This window comes from Pseudohalioglobus sediminis, from assembly GCF_008370495.1.
In the GTDB taxonomy this organism is placed as follows: Bacteria; Pseudomonadota; Gammaproteobacteria; order Pseudomonadales; family Halieaceae; genus Halioglobus.
In genome coordinates this window covers 129,542-144,786 of sequence record NZ_VTUX01000006.1, presented here as the reverse complement: position 1 = coordinate 144,786, position 15,245 = coordinate 129,542, and the positions used below count along the sequence as shown (strand labels likewise).

The following is a 15,245-nucleotide window of genomic DNA, read 5'->3' as shown; positions in this document are numbered from 1 at the left end:
ACTCATGCGACGAGGCGAGATGAGGTCACCCATCTCGCCTTTTTGCGAGCGCCTGAGCGAGACGCGGGAAGCGACCGGTTGCGCGACATAGACGGAGGTTTTTGCTTGTCCAATCCTGCCCTACTGGTCCTTGAAGATGGCAGTGTTTTCAAGGGCTTAGCGATCGGAGCCAGCGGAACATCCGTTGGTGAAGTGGTTTTCAATACCGCCATGAGCGGTTACCAAGAAATACTTACCGACCCCTCTTACGCCCGCCAGATCGTCACCCTGACCTATCCGCATATAGGCAATACCGGCACGAATCCGGAAGACGAGGAGTCCAGCGCCGTCTGGGCGGCCGGCCTGGTTATCCGTGATTTGCCGCTGCTGGCCAGCAACTACCGCAACACCCAGAGCCTGGGTGACTACCTGGAAAGTCATAACATCGTCGGTATTGCCGATATCGACACCCGTCGCCTGACCCGGATCCTGCGCGAGAAAGGCGCCCAGAACGGCTGCCTGATGGCCGGTGCGGATATCGATGAAGACAAGGCGCTGCAGCTGGCGCGGGAATTCTCCGGCCTCAAGGGCATGGACCTGGCCAGGGAAGTGACCGTTACCGAGACCTACCAGTGGACGCAGGGCAGCTGGGAGTGGGACAAGGGGCACCTGGATCGCTCCGCAGATGACCTGCCCTGGCATGTCGTGGCCTACGATTTCGGGGTCAAGCGCAATATCCTGCGAATGCTGGTTGACCGTGGGTGCCGGCTGACCGTGGTGCCGGCACAGACGCCGGCTGCTGACGTGCTGGCGATGAATCCGGACGGGATATTCCTGTCCAACGGCCCCGGTGACCCGGAGCCCTGTACCTACGCCATCGACGCCATCAGCGAGATTTTGCAGACCGATATCCCGGTGTTCGGCATTTGCCTGGGCCACCAGCTGTTGGCACTGGCCTCTGGCGCGCAGACGGTGAAAATGAAGTTCGGCCACCATGGTGCCAACCACCCGGTGCAGAGCATTGATGATGGCACGGTACTGATTACCAGCCAGAACCACGGTTTTGCCGCTGATGAGGCCAGCCTGCCGGACAACCTGCGGGTGACGCACAAGTCGCTGTTCGATGGCAGCCTGCAGGGAATCCACCGTACCGACAAACCCGCGTTCAGTTTCCAGGGGCACCCCGAAGCCAGCCCGGGGCCCCACGATGCAGCGCCGTTGTTTGATCATTTTATTGAGCTTATCGAGGACCGGCAGAACGCCGCGTCAGCAGGGAAGTAGAGCGCCATGCCCAAGAGAGAAGACCTGAAGAGCATCCTGATTCTCGGCGCCGGGCCTATTGTGATCGGCCAGGCCTGTGAATTCGATTACTCGGGTGCGCAGGCCTGTAAAGCGCTGCGTGAAGAGGGGTACCGGGTGATTCTGGTCAACTCCAACCCGGCGACCATCATGACCGACCCGGCCATGGCAGACGCCACCTACATCGAACCTATCGAGTGGCGAACCGTGGCGCGCATTATCGCCGAAGAGAAGCCTGATGCCCTGTTGCCCACCATGGGTGGCCAGACGGCCCTCAACTGCGCACTGGACCTAGCCCGGGAAGGGGTCCTGGAAACGCACGGTGTGGAGATGATCGGCGCCACCAAGGAGGCCATCGACAAGGCGGAAGACCGGCAGCTGTTTGACCAGGCCATGAAGCGAATCGGCCTCGAGACACCGCGTGCCTCTACCGCACACAGCATGGAAGAAGCCTTCCAGGTGCTGGACAGCATCGGCTTTCCGTGCATCATCCGGCCCTCGTTCACCATGGGTGGCTCGGGCGGCGGTATCGCCTACAACCGCAAGGAATTTGAAGAGATCTGCACACGCGGACTCGACCTGTCGCCCACCAATGAGCTGCTGATCGACGAGTCCCTGATCGGCTGGAAAGAGTACGAGATGGAGGTCGTTCGCGACAAGAACGACAACTGCATCATCGTCTGCTCCATTGAGAACTTCGACGCCATGGGTGTGCACACGGGCGATTCCATCACCGTGGCGCCCGCGCAAACCCTGACCGACAAGGAATACCAGATCATGCGCGACGCCTCGCTGGCGGTGCTGCGTGAAATCGGTGTGGAAACGGGTGGGTCCAATGTGCAGTTTGGTCAGGACCCCAAGACCGGCCGGTTGGTGATTATTGAAATGAACCCGCGGGTCTCGCGCTCTTCCGCGCTCGCCTCCAAGGCCACGGGTTTCCCGATTGCCAAAGTGGCGGCGAAACTGGCGATCGGCTACACCCTGGATGAGTTGCAGAACGACATCACCGGTGGGGCCACGCCGGCGTCCTTCGAGCCGGCGATCGACTACGTGGTAACCAAGATCCCGCGCTTTGCCTTCGAGAAGTTCAGTGGCGCCGATGCGCGCCTGACCACACAGATGAAATCCGTGGGTGAGGTCATGGCGATCGGGCGCACGTTCCAGGAATCCGTACAGAAAGCCCTGCGCGGCCTCGAAGTGGGCTCGGCGGGTTTTGAGCACCAGATCGACGTGGATGACCCGGATCTGCGTGATGAATTGATCTCTGAGCTGGTCAACCCCGGCGCCGAGCGCATCTGGTACATTGCCGATGCCTTCCGCGCCGGGATGAGCCTTGACGAGGTATACCGGCATTCCGGGGTAGATCCCTGGTTCCTGGTGCAGATCGAGGACATCGTCAACACCGAAAACGGCCTGAAGCAGGTCGAGCTGGCCGATATAGATGCCGAGCATATGTATCGGCTCAAGCGCAAGGGCTTTTCCGATGAGCGTCTGGCAGTGTTGCTGGCCAGCACTGAACAGGCGGTGCGTGAGCATCGACAGGGCCTGGGTATTCGCCCGGTCTACAAGCGCGTGGACACCTGCGCCGCGGAATTTGCCTCGGCCACCGCGTATATGTATTCCACCTATGAGCAGGAATGCGAGGCCGCTCCCTCCGATCGCGACAAGATCCTGGTACTTGGCGGCGGGCCCAATCGTATTGGCCAGGGTATCGAATTCGACTACTGCTGTGTGCACGCGGTCCTGGCGATGCGCGAGGACGGTTATGAGACCATTATGGTCAACTGTAACCCGGAAACCGTGTCCACTGACTACGACACCTCGGACCGTTTGTATTTCGAACCGGTGACCCTTGAGGACGTGCTGGCGATCGTAGACCTGGAGCAGCCCAAGGGTGTCATCGTGCAGTTTGGGGGGCAGACACCGCTCAAGCTGGCGCGTGCCCTGGAAGCTGCGGGCGTGCCGATTATTGGCACCACGCCAGACGCGATTGATCGCGCCGAAGACCGGGAGCGCTTCCAGCACATGATCCAGAAGCTGGGGCTCAAGCAACCCGCTAACACCACGGTGCGCAGCACTGGGGAAGCGATAGAGGCTGCGGCCTCGATCGGTTATCCGCTGGTGGTGCGCCCCTCTTATGTGCTCGGTGGACGGGCCATGGAAATCGTGTATCGCGAGGAAGATTTGCTGCGCTACATGACGCACGCGGTGCAGGCATCTGATGACGCGCCGGTGTTGCTGGACAGTTTCCTGTCGGCGGCAGTGGAGGTGGACATTGACGCCGTTTCCGACGGCGAAGAAGTGGTGATCGGTGCCATCATGCAGCACATCGAACAGGCTGGCGTGCACTCGGGCGACTCTGCCTGTTCCCTGCCACCCTACAGCCTGGATGCCAAGGTGCAGGACCAGATGCGTGACCAGGTGAAACAGATGGCGCTCGAGTTGGGCGTGCGTGGCCTGATGAATGTGCAGCTGGCCTGGCAGGACGATGAAATCTACGTGATCGAGGTAAACCCCCGCGCATCCCGCACGGTGCCCTTCGTCTCCAAGTGTATCGGCCGCTCCCTGGCCAAGGTGGCCGCACGGTGTATGGCCGGCCAGAGCCTTGCGGATCAGGGCTTCACCAAGGAGGTTGTGCCGCCCTATTACAGCGTGAAAGAGGCCGTGCTGCCGTTCAACAAGTTCCCTGGCGTGGACCCGATTCTGGGCCCCGAGATGCGCTCCACTGGCGAAGTCATGGGTGTCGGCGACAGCTTCGCCACCGCCTTTGCCAAGGCCCAGTTGGGGGGTGGCGCAGCGCCGCCCACCTCCGGTACGGTGCTGATGAGCGTTCGCGATGTGGACAAGCCGGGGGCGGTCAAGGTCGCGAAAGACCTGGTAGCACTGGGTTTCAAACTCGCTGCTACCGGCGGCACGGCTGCTGCCCTGGAACAGGCGGGCCTGGAAGTGCGGCGGGTAAACAAGGTGCTCGAGGGTCGTCCGCATATCGTCGATATGATCAAGAACGACGAGGCGGATATCATTATCAACACTACCGAAGGGCGCCGTGCCATTGAGGACTCGGCCCCGATCCGCGCCAGTGCCGAGGCGCACCGGGCGTTCTACACGACCACCCTGGCGGCGGCGGAAGCCATTACCATGTCGCTGCAGCAGGAGGGCGACGAGAAAGTGCGCAGGTTGCAGGATCTACACGGGAGCCTCAGTGCATGAACAAAGTACCGATGACAGTAGCAGGGGAGGCGGCCCTGCGAGAAGAGTTGGAGCACTTGAAGAAGGTGGAGCGCCCGCGCATCAGCGAGGCGATAGCCGACGCACGCGAGCACGGTGACCTCAAGGAAAATGCCGAGTACCACGCCGCCAGGGAGCAGCAGAGCTTCACTGAGGGGCGCATCATGGAGATAGAAAGCAAACTGGCCGGCGCCCAGGTGATCGACGTCACCCAGATCGCCAAGACCGGCAAGGTTATCTTCGGCACTACCGTCGATCTCATCAATATCGATACCGACGAGACCGTCACTTACCGTATTGTCGGGGAAGACGAGGCCGACGTGAAAAACAACCTGATTTCCATCGGCTCGCCGATCGCCAGGGCCCTAATCGGCAAAGAGGAAGGTGATGTTGTCGTGGTCAGGGCGCCGGGTGGCGAGATCGAATACGAGATCGACCAGGTACATCACATCTAGGTTGCGGTCACCCGCGCCCGGACGAGTCCGGCGCGGGGAGATCAGCGCGATTACAGCGGCGTAAAGCTGTACTTCTGACCGGCGATCGCCGCTTCGTACATCAGGCCACCCTTGGCCACAGTGAATACCGCCATGCCCTTGCGATAGCCACCGGAAACGGTATTGGCGTCATTCTTGCCGCCTGCGGCTCCGGCCTGGGCGCCGCCACCGGTGGTGGCCTGCGCACCGGCGGACGCGGTAATAGCGACAGCGGTTGCCTGGGCGCCGAATTCGAAGTTTCCGGAAGTGAAGTCCTCAAGTGCGCGCGCGTCCTCAAAGAAAATAATCTGGCTGTAGGCCTGGCCGCCAAGCTGCCAGCCGATGGAAAGTTGCGTCATCTTGGTATTGCCGATGTGTTTGCCGTTGGCGTAAACGCGACCGGAGCCGTGCGCGCCGCCAATGCCCATGCCACCTTTGCCGATCGTGGGGAACAGTGCGTAGCCGTAGGCGCTGTCAAAAAATGCGGCGCTTTCGCCGGCGTTGTAGAACGTTTTACGCGTGTCCGCGTACTCGTCAGCCTGGGCGCTGTGAAACGCCAGCAGCAGGGTAGAGGCCAGCAGGGTTTTGATCAGTTTTGTCATTATCGGAATCCTCGTTAAGTGAAGTCAGAACACTAGCTATAAGGTGGGGCATAGGCTGGCATTTGTCCAATCGAATCGCTTAGGTGTCGTCAGCTTAATGCAAATCGTTATCATTAATGTTAGTCTGGTCGGCTTATCCCGACAGGTTTTATGGATTTATCCGACGTGAACCAGACCTTATGGTCCCTGCAGGCAGGCGACTGCTGCGAAATCGTGGGCTATGACGATGCCCTGGCAGAAAAGTATCGCATACGCCTGATGGAATTCGGCTTTCATGTGGGTGAGCGGGTAACCTGTCTGCACTCCCTCGCCTTTGGCGCACCCAAGGTTTATCGGGTCAGCAACACGGTCTATTCGCTGGACGACGAGGTTGCGACCCATGTGCTGGTGAGGAAGGAGCCCGCTGGTGAGTAAGATCATACTGATCGGTAGTCCCAATTCCGGCAAAAGCCTGCTGTTCAACCGTCTTACCGGCCTGGCGCACAAAGTCGCCAACTTCCCGGGCATCACCGTGGATATCGGCAGCGGAAATCTGCAGGCGCTGCCGGATAAACAACTGGTCGACTTCCCCGGCACGTATTCGCTGCAAGCCATCTCCGCAGAGGAAGAGGTGGCAGTCGGCTACTTTGAGAATGCGCTGTGCGACCCGGAAGTGGAGCAGGTGCTGTGTCTGATTGATGCCACGCGGCTGGAGAAAAGCCTGTATTTTACGCTGCAGGTGATCCGCGACTGCGAACGCCATGGCAAGCCGGTGACGGTGCTGGCAAACATGATTGACGTGCTCGACAAACATGGTCTGGATTTGGATGTGGAGGGCCTGTCGGCTGCACTGTATACGCCGGTACTGCCAATTTCCGGGCGCACCGGCAAGGGTGTCGATGCGGTGATCGCCGCGCTGTCGCGGCCGCTGCCCGAAGCTGGCGTGACGCGTAGTCACCTCACTGAAACGCCGGACGCCATCCTGCGCGGCGAGGCGCACCAACTGGCGCGGCGCTTTGGCCCCCGCGACGATATCCTGATCCGGACACAGCACAGGCTGGACAGTTTCTTCCTGCATTCCCTGACCGGCGGTGTCGCCTTTTTTGTGATCATGTACCTGTTGTTCCAGTCCATTTTTACCTGGTCGGCACCGGCCATGGATGCCGTGGAGGGAGCGCTTGCCTGGTCTGCAGATCGTGTGGTGCCGCTGCTGGGAAACCAGGTGGCTGCGGATTTCACCGCGGATGCCTTGTTCAGCGGTGTGGGTGCTTTCCTCGTTTTCGTGCCACAGATCTTCGTGCTGACCTTTATTATCGGCCTGCTGGAAGATTCGGGTTATATGGCCCGTGCTGCACTGATCTGCCATAAGCCCCTGCGGTTCTTCGGCCTCACTGGCAAAAGCTTCATTCCGCTGTTGTCCGGCACCGCCTGTGCCATACCCGCGATCTACGCCGCGCGAGCGATCGACTCCCCGGGCAAGCGTTTACTGACCTATATGGCCATCCCGTTGATGCCCTGTAGCGCCCGTCTGCCCGTGTACAGCCTGCTGATTGCCGCATTCATACCGGCGCAGACCGCACTCGGCGGGCTGCTGGGGTGGCAGGGCCTGGCAATGTTCGGCATCTATTTCTTCGGTATGTTCTGTGGCCTGTTGATCACCGGCCTGGTATCGCGTGTGGCGGGCCAACGCTACCAGGACCTGCCCTTCGTGCTGGAACTGCCGCCGTATCGTGTGCCCGGCTTTGTGCCCATACTGCGCAACTCCGTGAACCGGGCCAGGCACTTCGTGACCAAGGCCGGCAAGATCATCTTCACCGTGACCCTTCTCATATGGGTACTGGGTTACTTCCCCAATTACGGTGCTGATCTCGGGCAGTCCTGGCTGGGCCAGATCGGGCGAGTGGTGGAGCCCCTGTTCGAGCCACTGGGGCTGGACTGGCGTTACGGGGTGGCCATATTCACCTCTTTTGCCGCGCGTGAGGTGTTCGTGGGGACCCTGGGTACCATCTTTGGCATCGAGGGCGCTGATGAGAACATGGTGCCACTGGTGGAACACATCCAGTCCAGCCAGTTGGCACTGGGTTCCGGGCTGGCACTGCTGGTGTTTTTCGCGATTGCGCTGCAGTGCGTCTCTACCCTGGCCATTCTGTCCAAGGAGAGTTCGTCGCGGGGCCTGGCACTGAAAATGTTTTGTGGCTACTTCCTGCTGGCCTATGTGGCGGGCATTGTGGTCTACCAGGTGACGGGCTGGTTTGTTGGCTGAGCAGTAGCCTGTCAGCGCCGGGACAGTTCGAAGCCTTTCATTTCCGCCAGCACCAGTTCCGCAACCAGTTCCACCAGCAACCGGTGATTGTCCCTGCGCAGTTGCTCGAGGCCCGTCTCGATGTCGCTTTGCAGTGCCTGGCGCTCGGTCTCGCTGATAGCGTCCGGCAGGCGCACCGTAAACTGGTATTGCTGCGCATTGGTGATACGGGTGTAGATGCGGTTCAGCTGGCTGGCGGCGTGGTCTACGAGGGCTTCGTCGGCGCCCTTGGCAGTGAGCAGGTCCCTGATCTGGCGATCCAGGAACGCCAGGCCCTGCGCCTGCCTAGAAGGAAATTCCAGCACGTCACCCATGGTATGGCCTCCACCCCTGACAGCATGACTTTATCCCAGTCGGCCCGGGTGAGTCCATGCGGGTGGCTCATCGCAGGTGCAGGCACTGCTCGGCTGCGCGAGGGTACTTAGACAGGGCGCAGGAGGTTGGACAGCCGGGGATCGGGCTGGCTGGTGCGGCGAAGTATCAGGATGACATTGCCAATGCTCTGTATCAGCCTGGCGTTGCAGCGCTCACACAGGGTTTCAGTGAGGGCGCGCTTGGTCTCGCGATCGCCGACGGCCAGTTTTATCTTGATCAGTTCATGCTGGTCCAGCGCGCGCTCGATTTCCGCCAGCACAGTGTCCGAGAGGCCGTTGCCGGCTACAGTGACCACAGGCTTGAGCTTGTGCCCGATGGCGCGAAGTTGCCTGGTGTCCTCGTTGTTTTTCTTGCTCATAGTGAATCCACGGTACAATAGGCGTCACCGCCCGAGGGGCGCGTATTCTACACAACGGACCTGGTTCCCGATACTGATGAAACTGCGGTAAATCTATGGCCAAAAAACGCTCATCCAGCAAAGCCTGGTTGAAAGAGCATCGGGACGACCCCTATGTGCAACAGGCGCAGCGGGAGGGTTACCGCAGTCGCGCCTGCTATAAGTTGCTGGAACTGCAGCAAAAAGACCGGTTTATACGGCCAGGTATGACCGTGCTGGACCTGGGCAGTGCGCCCGGCGGCTGGTCGCAGGTGGCTGTCGAACTGGTGGGCCACAGCGGTCGCGTGGTGGCGTCCGATATCCTACCGATGGATAGTCTGGCTGGCGTCGAGTTTATTGAGGGCGACTTCACCGAGGAGGCGGTATTCGAGCGCATACTGGCGTGTCTCGGTGATCACCCTGTGGATGTGGTGATTTCCGATATGGCCCCGAATATGAGCGGCATGACGGCCGTTGACCAGCCACGGGCGATGTACCTTGTCGAGTTGGCCCTGGACCTGGCGCGCCGGGTTCTGTGTCCTGGCGGGGTGTTTGTGGCCAAGGTTTTCCAGGGAGAGGGCTTCGATGAGTTGTTCCGTGAAACCCGCGACAGCTTCGACCGGGTCCTGACCCGCAAGCCCAAGGCCTCCCGGCCGCGCTCACGGGAAGTGTACCTGGTGGCGACAGGCTTTCGCGATTGATGGTGTGTGGCGCTTGAAACATGGCCGTACGACCCCATCTGTAGTACATTGGTGGCCAGATTTATCCAGATTTCGCGCAGGTCCACAGCGGTTGCTCGCGCGTATATCCAACGACCCCCTCGCATGTCAGGCGAGAAGCTATAATTGAGGAGTGAGGCTGTGTAGGCCAGATTTCTGGCCGGCCCCGTTAAGGTGTCTCCGATGAGGAAGCAGCGTTGAACGATATGGTGAAAAATTTATTGTTGTGGTTGGTGATAGCCGCCGTTTTGTTGTCGGTGTTCAACAACTTTAATATGCAGAGCCCGTCCGAGCAGCTGCAATATTCTGAATTTATTCAGGAAATTCAGCAGGACCAGGTGCGCAAGGTCACTGTGGACGGCCTCACCATCACGGGCGAGCGCTTCGACGGCACCCGTTTCGAGACGGTTCGCCCGATGATCGAAGATCCCAAGTTGATCGACGACCTGCTCGAGCACAGCGTGGTGGTCGAGGGCAAGAAACCGGAACAACAGAGCGTCTGGACGCAACTGCTGGTCGCTTCCTTCCCGATCCTGATTATTATCGCCGTGTTCATGTTCTTTATGCGCCAGATGCAGGGCGGAGCCGGCGGCCGTGGCGGCCCGATGAGCTTTGGCAAGAGCAAGGCGCGCCTGCTGGGTGAAGACCAGATCACCACTACCTTTGCCGATGTGGCGGGTGTGGATGAAGCCAAGGAAGATGTGCAGGAACTGGTGGAGTTCCTGCGCGATCCCAGTCGTTTCCAGAAACTCGGTGGCCGCATCCCCCGCGGCGTGCTTATGGTGGGGCAGCCCGGTACCGGTAAGACCTTGCTGGCAAAAGCGATTGCCGGCGAGGCCAAGGTGCCTTTCTTCTCCATTTCCGGATCCGATTTCGTGGAGATGTTCGTCGGTGTGGGTGCGTCCCGAGTACGCGACATGTTCGAGCAGGCCAAGAAGCAGGCTCCCTGCATCATCTTCATCGACGAGATCGATGCCGTGGGCCGTCATCGCGGTGCGGGTCTTGGCGGTGGTCACGACGAGCGCGAACAAACCCTGAACCAGTTGCTGGTGGAAATGGACGGCTTCGAAGTCAATGACGGTGTCATTGTTATCGCCGCCACCAACCGACCCGATGTGCTGGATCCCGCGCTTTTACGCCCGGGCCGCTTTGACCGCCAGGTCGTAGTGGGCCTGCCCGATATTCGCGGTCGTGAACAGATCCTCAAGGTACACATGCGCAAAGTGCCACTGGCCGAAGATGTACAGCCAGGAAAAATCGCTCGCGGTACCCCCGGATTTTCCGGCGCGGACCTGGCAAACCTGGTGAACGAGGCGGCCCTGTTTGCCGCGCGTGCCAACGTGCGCACGGTGGGTATGCAGCAGTTTGAACTGGCCAAGGACAAGATCATGATGGGCGCGGAGCGCAAATCCATGGTCATGTCCGAAGACGAGAAGCGCAACACCGCTTACCACGAGGCCGGCCACGCGATTGTCGGCAGGCTGGTACCGGAGCATGATCCGGTCTACAAGGTCAGCATTATCCCGCGCGGTCGCGCCCTTGGCGTCACCATGTTCCTGCCCGAGGAAGACCGTTACAGCCACAGCCGCCGGCACATTATCAGCCAGATTTGCAGCCTGTTTGGTGGCCGTATCGCCGAAGAGATGACCCTGGGCCGCGACGGTATTACCACCGGCGCATCCAATGATATCCAGCGCGCCACAGAAATAGCCCGCAAGATGGTCACCCAGTGGGGCCTGTCTGACACCATGGGGCCGCTGATGTACGACGAGGGCGGTGAGGAAGTGTTCCTGGGGCGCAGTGCGGCCCAGCCCCACCAGGGTATTTCAGACGACACGGCGCGCCAGATAGACGTGGAAGTACGTCGCATCATCGACGAATGCTACGAGACTGCCACGCGCATCCTGAAAGAGAACGAAGACAAGCTGCACTTGATGTCGGATGCGCTGATGAAGTACGAGACCATCGATAGCGACCAGATCGACGACATCATGGCAGGACGTACGCCGCGCCCACCGAGTGACTGGGACGAGGACTCACCCGGCGGCGGTACTACCGAGGCCAAACCGGTCGACGACAGCTCAGACTCCAGCCGTCCCATAGGTGGCCCAGCCGGCGAACACTGAGCCCGCGGCGCCTCGATGACCAGTAAACAACGAGCCCCGGCACTGGATTGTGCCGGGCGCTTACTGGATTTTTCACGCCCCCGGGTCATGGGGGTCATTAATATTACCCCCGATTCATTCTCTGACGGTGGCACGCTGTATCGCCGTGAGCAACCGGACCTGGACCTCGCCTTGCGCCGCGCCGCCGACATGGTGGACAGCGGTGCTGCGATACTTGATATAGGTGGTGAGTCCACGCGCCCCGGTGCCACGCCGGTCAGCGAAGCCGAGGAAATGGATCGCGTTCTGCCCCTGGTCGAGCGGATCAGCGCAGAGCTGGATGTGGTGATTTCCGTTGATACCAGCTGCCCGGCGGTAATGCGTGAAAGCGCGGCGCGCGGGGCGGGGATTATCAATGACGTGCGTGCACTGCGCAGGGAAGGTGCGCTGGAGGCCGCGGCAGCCAGCGGCCTGCCGGTGTGCCTTATGCACATGCGCGGTGAGCCTGGCAACATGCAGGATGCGCCTCGCTATACCGAGGTTGTGCCGGAAGTGACCACGTTTCTTCAGCAGCGGATCAGTGCCTGTGAAAACGCCGGCATCCCGCGTCATCGCCTGCTGATCGACCCCGGCTTCGGCTTTGGCAAGTCGGTGCAGCATAATCTGGAACTGCTTGCGGGCCTGCCGCAGTTGGCCGGGCTGGGCATGCCGTTACTGGTGGGTTTGTCGCGCAAATCCATGATAGGCCAGTTGATAGGCCGCGACGTGGACCAGCGACTCCCGGCCAGCCTGGCGCTCGCTGTCTTGGCTGTGGAGCGCGGTGCTGCCATCATACGCACTCATGATGTGGCTGAGACCAGCGACGCCCTGGCTATGTGCGCCGCCCTGATGGAACGGATAAAAATATGACACGACAGTATTTTGGCACCGACGGTATTCGCGGTGAAGTGGGAGAGGGCGCTATTACGCCTGACTTTATGCTCAAGCTGGGCTGGGCATGTGGGCGTGTATTCTCACGCCTGGCCGGCAGCGAAGGCCGCTGCCTGGTCATTATCGGTAAAGACACCAGGGTCTCCGGTTACATGTTCGAGTCCGCCCTGGAAGCGGGGCTCGTGGCCGCCGGGGTCGATGTGAAGCTGCTGGGGCCGATGCCGACTCCCGCGGTGGCCCTGATGACCCAGACACTGTCTGCAGACGCCGGCATCGTCATCAGTGCCTCCCACAACCCCTTTCAGGACAATGGCATCAAGTTTTTCTCCGCCAGTGGATCCAAGTTGCCTGACGAAATAGAGCTGGCTATTGAAGCCGAACTTGAGCACGACCTGGAAACAGTGGGTTCACGGCAAATCGGCAAGGTCCTGCGCGTGGTTGATGCCGCCGGTCGCTACATCGAATTCTGCAAGTCCACGGTGCCCGAAGGTTTTAACCTGCGCGGTATGCGTATCGCCGTGGATTGCGCCAATGGCGCCACCTACCATATCGCCCCGGGCGTGTTCTCGGAGCTGGGCGCGGAAGTGCTCGGCATGGGTACGCAGCCCGACGGGTTCAATATTAACGAAGGCGTCGGTTCCACCGATACGGCAGCGCTGTCCGCACTGGTGCGTGAGCGCAACGCCGATCTTGGCATCGCTTTTGATGGTGATGGGGACAGGGTGCTGTTCGTGGACGCCAATGGCGAACTTGTCGATGGCGATGAGTTGATTTACGTGATCGCCAGGCATCGCCTGGCCACTGGTTCCAGTGATGCCGGCGTGGTCGGTACGCTGATGACCAACCTGGGTATGGAAATTGCCCTGCGCGATGCCGGCCTGGAGCTGGCGCGGGCCCAGGTGGGCGATCGCTTCGTCAAGGAAATGATGGAGGCGGAGGGGTGGCACCTTGGCGGGGAATCATCTGGCCATATAATCTGCAGCGATATCACCACCACCGGCGATGGCATTGTGGCGGCACTGCAGGTCCTGCGGGCGGTGCGAGAATCGGGCGAAACACTTGCCGCGTTACGCGCGGGCATGACCAAGTACCCGCAGACCATGATCAATGTGCGTATGGCGGGCAAGGTAAACCTGGAAGACTACCCACAGGTGGCCGAGGCTGTCGCCCGCGTGGAGCAGGAGCTGGGATCCCGGGGCCGGGTGCTGCTGCGCCCTTCCGGCACAGAGCCGGTGGTACGGGTGATGGTGGAGGGTGAAGACGAGGCCGAGGTGCACACACTGTGCCAGCGTCTGGCGGCAGACGTGGAGCGTTGTCTTACCTGAGCCGGGACGCCTTGCCTCTAACTGGTAACTCCGTTAAGATTGCCGCCGCTTTTTTGTCCGGGGGGTCATATGCGTCAGCCACTGGTTGCAGGAAACTGGAAGATGCACGGCTCCGCGCAGAGCGTCTCGGAGTTGCTCGGTGCGTTGGTTGAAGGCGGCGTCCCTGAGGCCGTAGAGGTAGTTGTCTGCCCTACGTATGTACATCTTCCGCAGGCCATTGACCTGTGTCGCGCATCATCTGTTGAGGTGGGAGCGCAGGACTGCAGTCATGCCGTGGAAGGTGCGTACACCGGAGAGGTGGCCGCGCCAATGATCGCCGAGCTGGGATGTCAGTGGGTGATTATCGGTCACTCCGAGCGCAGGGCGTATCACGGCGAGGGCGAGGACCTGATCTCGGCCAAACTGAAGGCAGCCATGGCCGCGGGGCTGAAGCCGATTTTCTGCGTTGGCGAGACCCGCGAGCAACGTGAAGCGGATGAGGCTGAGACCGTGGTGGCCGCGCAGTTGCGCGGTGCTCTTGAGAGTGTTGATACGCTCGCGGGCCTGGTGATTGCTTATGAGCCGGTCTGGGCTATTGGTACTGGTCTCACGGCAACCCCGCAACAGGCACAGGATATGCATGCGTTTATTCGCGGCGAACTGGCCGGTTTGGGCGTTGATCCGGCGGCGACGCGCGTGCTGTACGGCGGCAGCGTAAAGCCGGGAAATGCTGCGGAGTTATTCGCACAACAGGATATAGATGGCGCACTGGTGGGCGGAGCAGCCCTGGTGGCCGAGGATTTCCAGGCAATCGTCACTGCGGCGGTGCCTGAATAGCGAAGTGAACTGTCCCCTGGAGGGACTTGGATAGAATGGAACAGATTATACTTGTGGCGCACCTGCTGGTGGCACTGGCCATTATTGGCCTGATCATGCTGCAACAGGGAAAGGGCGCAGATATGGGCGCATCTTTCGGCGCGGGCGCCTCGCAAACCCTGTTTGGCTCGGATGGCAGTGGCAACGTGTTGACGCGCTCCACTGCCTGGCTGGTGGCGCTCTTCTTCGCAACCAGTTTTGGCCTGGCACTGATTGCCAAGAATGCATCGCAGCCAGTCAACGAACTGGGTATCGATATACCCCCGGCGTCAGTCCAGTCTGGCGGCGCGGTGGTGGACGAAGAGTTGCCAGTGGTTGACGATGCGATACCAGCGGCAAGCGGCAGTGGCGCAGAGCAGCCTGAAGGGGATCTGCCGCAACTGGATTAAACTGGAAACAACGCCGAAGTGGTGGAATTGGTAGACACGCTATCTTGAGGGGGTAGTGAGCTATGCTCGTGCGGGTTCAAGTCCCGCCTTCGGCACCATCTTTGCAGGCCTGCTCTGTTTTCAGCAGAGTGTTCGTGCGGCCCTGGCCGGTCGCACCTCGCCGGCCGCACCTCGCCGGCCGCGTTAAGGCCCGCCTTCGGCACCATTTTTCATAAGCTGCTGTGCTTCCGTTGCCTGCAGTCGTCCTGAATTGCTCACGATGACAATCACACAATTGGCGGGATTTTTATCTCCCTCGGAAGCGCTGGC

14 protein-coding genes and 1 tRNA gene are annotated in these 15,245 nt (G+C 60.5%); 12 read left to right on the top strand and 3 right to left on the bottom strand.

The window, feature by feature from the left end; translation table 11 throughout:
- Window positions 1-105: 105 nt before the first annotated feature.
- From carA to greA, 3 genes are read left to right on the top strand one after another with little or no spacing between them, the layout of a single operon-like run.
- Window positions 106-1,260: a glutamine-hydrolyzing carbamoyl-phosphate synthase small subunit gene (carA, locus tag F0M18_RS13345; RefSeq protein WP_149611946.1), complete on the top strand. Its 1,155-nt coding sequence runs from the start codon at window positions 106-108 to the stop codon at window positions 1,258-1,260.
- Between the two features lie 6 nt (window positions 1,261-1,266).
- On the top strand, window positions 1,267-4,488 hold the full coding sequence (gene carB, locus F0M18_RS13340; protein WP_149611945.1) for a carbamoyl-phosphate synthase large subunit: 3,222 nt from the start codon (window positions 1,267-1,269) through the stop codon (window positions 4,486-4,488).
- Window positions 4,485-4,961 carry a transcription elongation factor GreA gene (greA, locus tag F0M18_RS13335; RefSeq protein ID WP_149611944.1) on the top strand — a complete coding sequence of 159 codons (477 nt, stop codon included), beginning with the start codon at window positions 4,485-4,487 and terminating at the stop codon, window positions 4,959-4,961. Before carB ends, greA begins: the two co-directional genes overlap by 4 nt.
- Before the next feature lie 50 nt (window positions 4,962-5,011).
- Here greA and F0M18_RS13330 read toward each other — a convergent pair whose 3' ends face one another.
- Complete coding sequence (locus F0M18_RS13330) at window positions 5,012-5,581, bottom strand: YSC84-related protein (protein WP_149611943.1); 570 nt, start codon at window positions 5,579-5,581, stop codon at window positions 5,012-5,014.
- 165 nt (window positions 5,582-5,746) lie between these two features.
- Between F0M18_RS13330 and F0M18_RS13325 the strand changes: the two genes are divergently transcribed.
- Both F0M18_RS13325 and feoB read left to right on the top strand, forming a co-directional pair.
- Entirely contained in the window at window positions 5,747-5,995 is a 249-nt protein-coding gene (locus F0M18_RS13325; RefSeq protein WP_262500948.1) for a FeoA family protein, read from the top strand.
- Entirely contained in the window at window positions 5,988-7,823 is a 1,836-nt protein-coding gene (feoB, locus tag F0M18_RS13320; RefSeq protein WP_149611941.1) for a ferrous iron transporter B, read from the top strand. Before F0M18_RS13325 ends, feoB begins: the two co-directional genes overlap by 8 nt.
- Before the next feature lie 11 nt (window positions 7,824-7,834).
- Here the strand turns inward: feoB and F0M18_RS13315 are convergent, their stop codons facing one another.
- Both F0M18_RS13315 and yhbY read right to left on the bottom strand, forming a co-directional pair.
- Window positions 7,835-8,176 (bottom strand): hypothetical protein, encoded by a 342-nt coding sequence (locus tag F0M18_RS13315; protein WP_149611940.1) that lies wholly within the window; start codon window positions 8,174-8,176, stop codon window positions 7,835-7,837.
- A gap of 107 nt (window positions 8,177-8,283) precedes the next feature.
- Window positions 8,284-8,595: a ribosome assembly RNA-binding protein YhbY gene (yhbY, locus tag F0M18_RS13310; RefSeq protein ID WP_149611939.1), complete on the bottom strand. Its 312-nt coding sequence runs from the start codon at window positions 8,593-8,595 to the stop codon at window positions 8,284-8,286.
- Window positions 8,596-8,690: 95 nt separating this feature from the next.
- On the opposite strand from yhbY, the gene rlmE reads away from it, so the two are divergent.
- From rlmE to F0M18_RS13275, 7 genes are all read left to right on the top strand, one after another.
- On the top strand, window positions 8,691-9,314 hold the full coding sequence (gene rlmE, locus F0M18_RS13305; protein ID WP_149611938.1) for a 23S rRNA (uridine(2552)-2'-O)-methyltransferase RlmE: 624 nt from the start codon (window positions 8,691-8,693) through the stop codon (window positions 9,312-9,314).
- A 224-nt stretch (window positions 9,315-9,538) separates the two neighbouring features.
- A complete protein-coding gene (ftsH, locus tag F0M18_RS13300; protein WP_149612035.1) occupies window positions 9,539-11,458 on the top strand; it encodes an ATP-dependent zinc metalloprotease FtsH in 1,920 nt (639 codons plus the stop codon).
- Window positions 11,459-11,473: 15 nt separating this feature from the next.
- Window positions 11,474-12,346 (top strand): dihydropteroate synthase, encoded by an 873-nt coding sequence (gene folP / locus F0M18_RS13295; protein ID WP_149611937.1) that lies wholly within the window; start codon window positions 11,474-11,476, stop codon window positions 12,344-12,346.
- Complete coding sequence (glmM, locus tag F0M18_RS13290) at window positions 12,343-13,692, top strand: phosphoglucosamine mutase (protein ID WP_149611936.1); 1,350 nt, start codon at window positions 12,343-12,345, stop codon at window positions 13,690-13,692. The genes folP and glmM overlap by 4 nt, the downstream gene beginning before the upstream one ends.
- A 69-nt stretch (window positions 13,693-13,761) precedes the next feature.
- Window positions 13,762-14,508, top strand: a complete 747-nt coding sequence (tpiA, locus tag F0M18_RS13285; protein ID WP_149611935.1) for a triose-phosphate isomerase — start codon at window positions 13,762-13,764, stop codon at window positions 14,506-14,508.
- Window positions 14,509-14,543: 35 nt separating this feature from the next.
- The gene (gene secG, locus F0M18_RS13280) at window positions 14,544-14,936 is read left to right on the top strand and encodes a preprotein translocase subunit SecG (protein WP_149611934.1); all 393 of its coding nucleotides are present in this window, start codon (window positions 14,544-14,546) and stop codon (window positions 14,934-14,936) included.
- A gap of 12 nt (window positions 14,937-14,948) precedes the next feature.
- Window positions 14,949-15,034 (top strand) — tRNA-Leu (locus tag F0M18_RS13275).
- Window positions 15,035-15,245 lie beyond the last annotated feature (211 nt).

What these genes read in the sequence shown, in the direction of transcription:
- tpiA (WP_149611935.1), top strand. Translation starts at nt 13,762, where the DNA reads ATGCGTCAGCCACTGGTTGCAGGAAACTGGAAGATGCACGGCTCCGCG.
- ftsH (WP_149612035.1), top strand. Translation starts at nt 9,539, where the DNA reads ATGGTGAAAAATTTATTGTTGTGGTTGGTGATAGCCGCCGTTTTGTTG.
- yhbY (WP_149611939.1), bottom strand. Translation starts at nt 8,595, where the DNA reads ATGAGCAAGAAAAACAACGAGGACACCAGGCAACTTCGCGCCATCGGG.
- secG (WP_149611934.1), top strand. Translation starts at nt 14,544, where the DNA reads ATGGAACAGATTATACTTGTGGCGCACCTGCTGGTGGCACTGGCCATT.
- folP (WP_149611937.1), top strand. Translation starts at nt 11,474, where the DNA reads ATGACCAGTAAACAACGAGCCCCGGCACTGGATTGTGCCGGGCGCTTA.
- F0M18_RS13330 (WP_149611943.1), bottom strand. Translation starts at nt 5,581, where the DNA reads ATGACAAAACTGATCAAAACCCTGCTGGCCTCTACCCTGCTGCTGGCG.
- glmM (WP_149611936.1), top strand. Translation starts at nt 12,343, where the DNA reads ATGACACGACAGTATTTTGGCACCGACGGTATTCGCGGTGAAGTGGGA.
- greA (WP_149611944.1), top strand. Translation starts at nt 4,485, where the DNA reads ATGAACAAAGTACCGATGACAGTAGCAGGGGAGGCGGCCCTGCGAGAA.
- F0M18_RS13315 (WP_149611940.1), bottom strand. Translation starts at nt 8,176, where the DNA reads ATGGGTGACGTGCTGGAATTTCCTTCTAGGCAGGCGCAGGGCCTGGCG.
- rlmE (WP_149611938.1), top strand. Translation starts at nt 8,691, where the DNA reads ATGGCCAAAAAACGCTCATCCAGCAAAGCCTGGTTGAAAGAGCATCGG.
- carB (WP_149611945.1), top strand. Translation starts at nt 1,267, where the DNA reads ATGCCCAAGAGAGAAGACCTGAAGAGCATCCTGATTCTCGGCGCCGGG.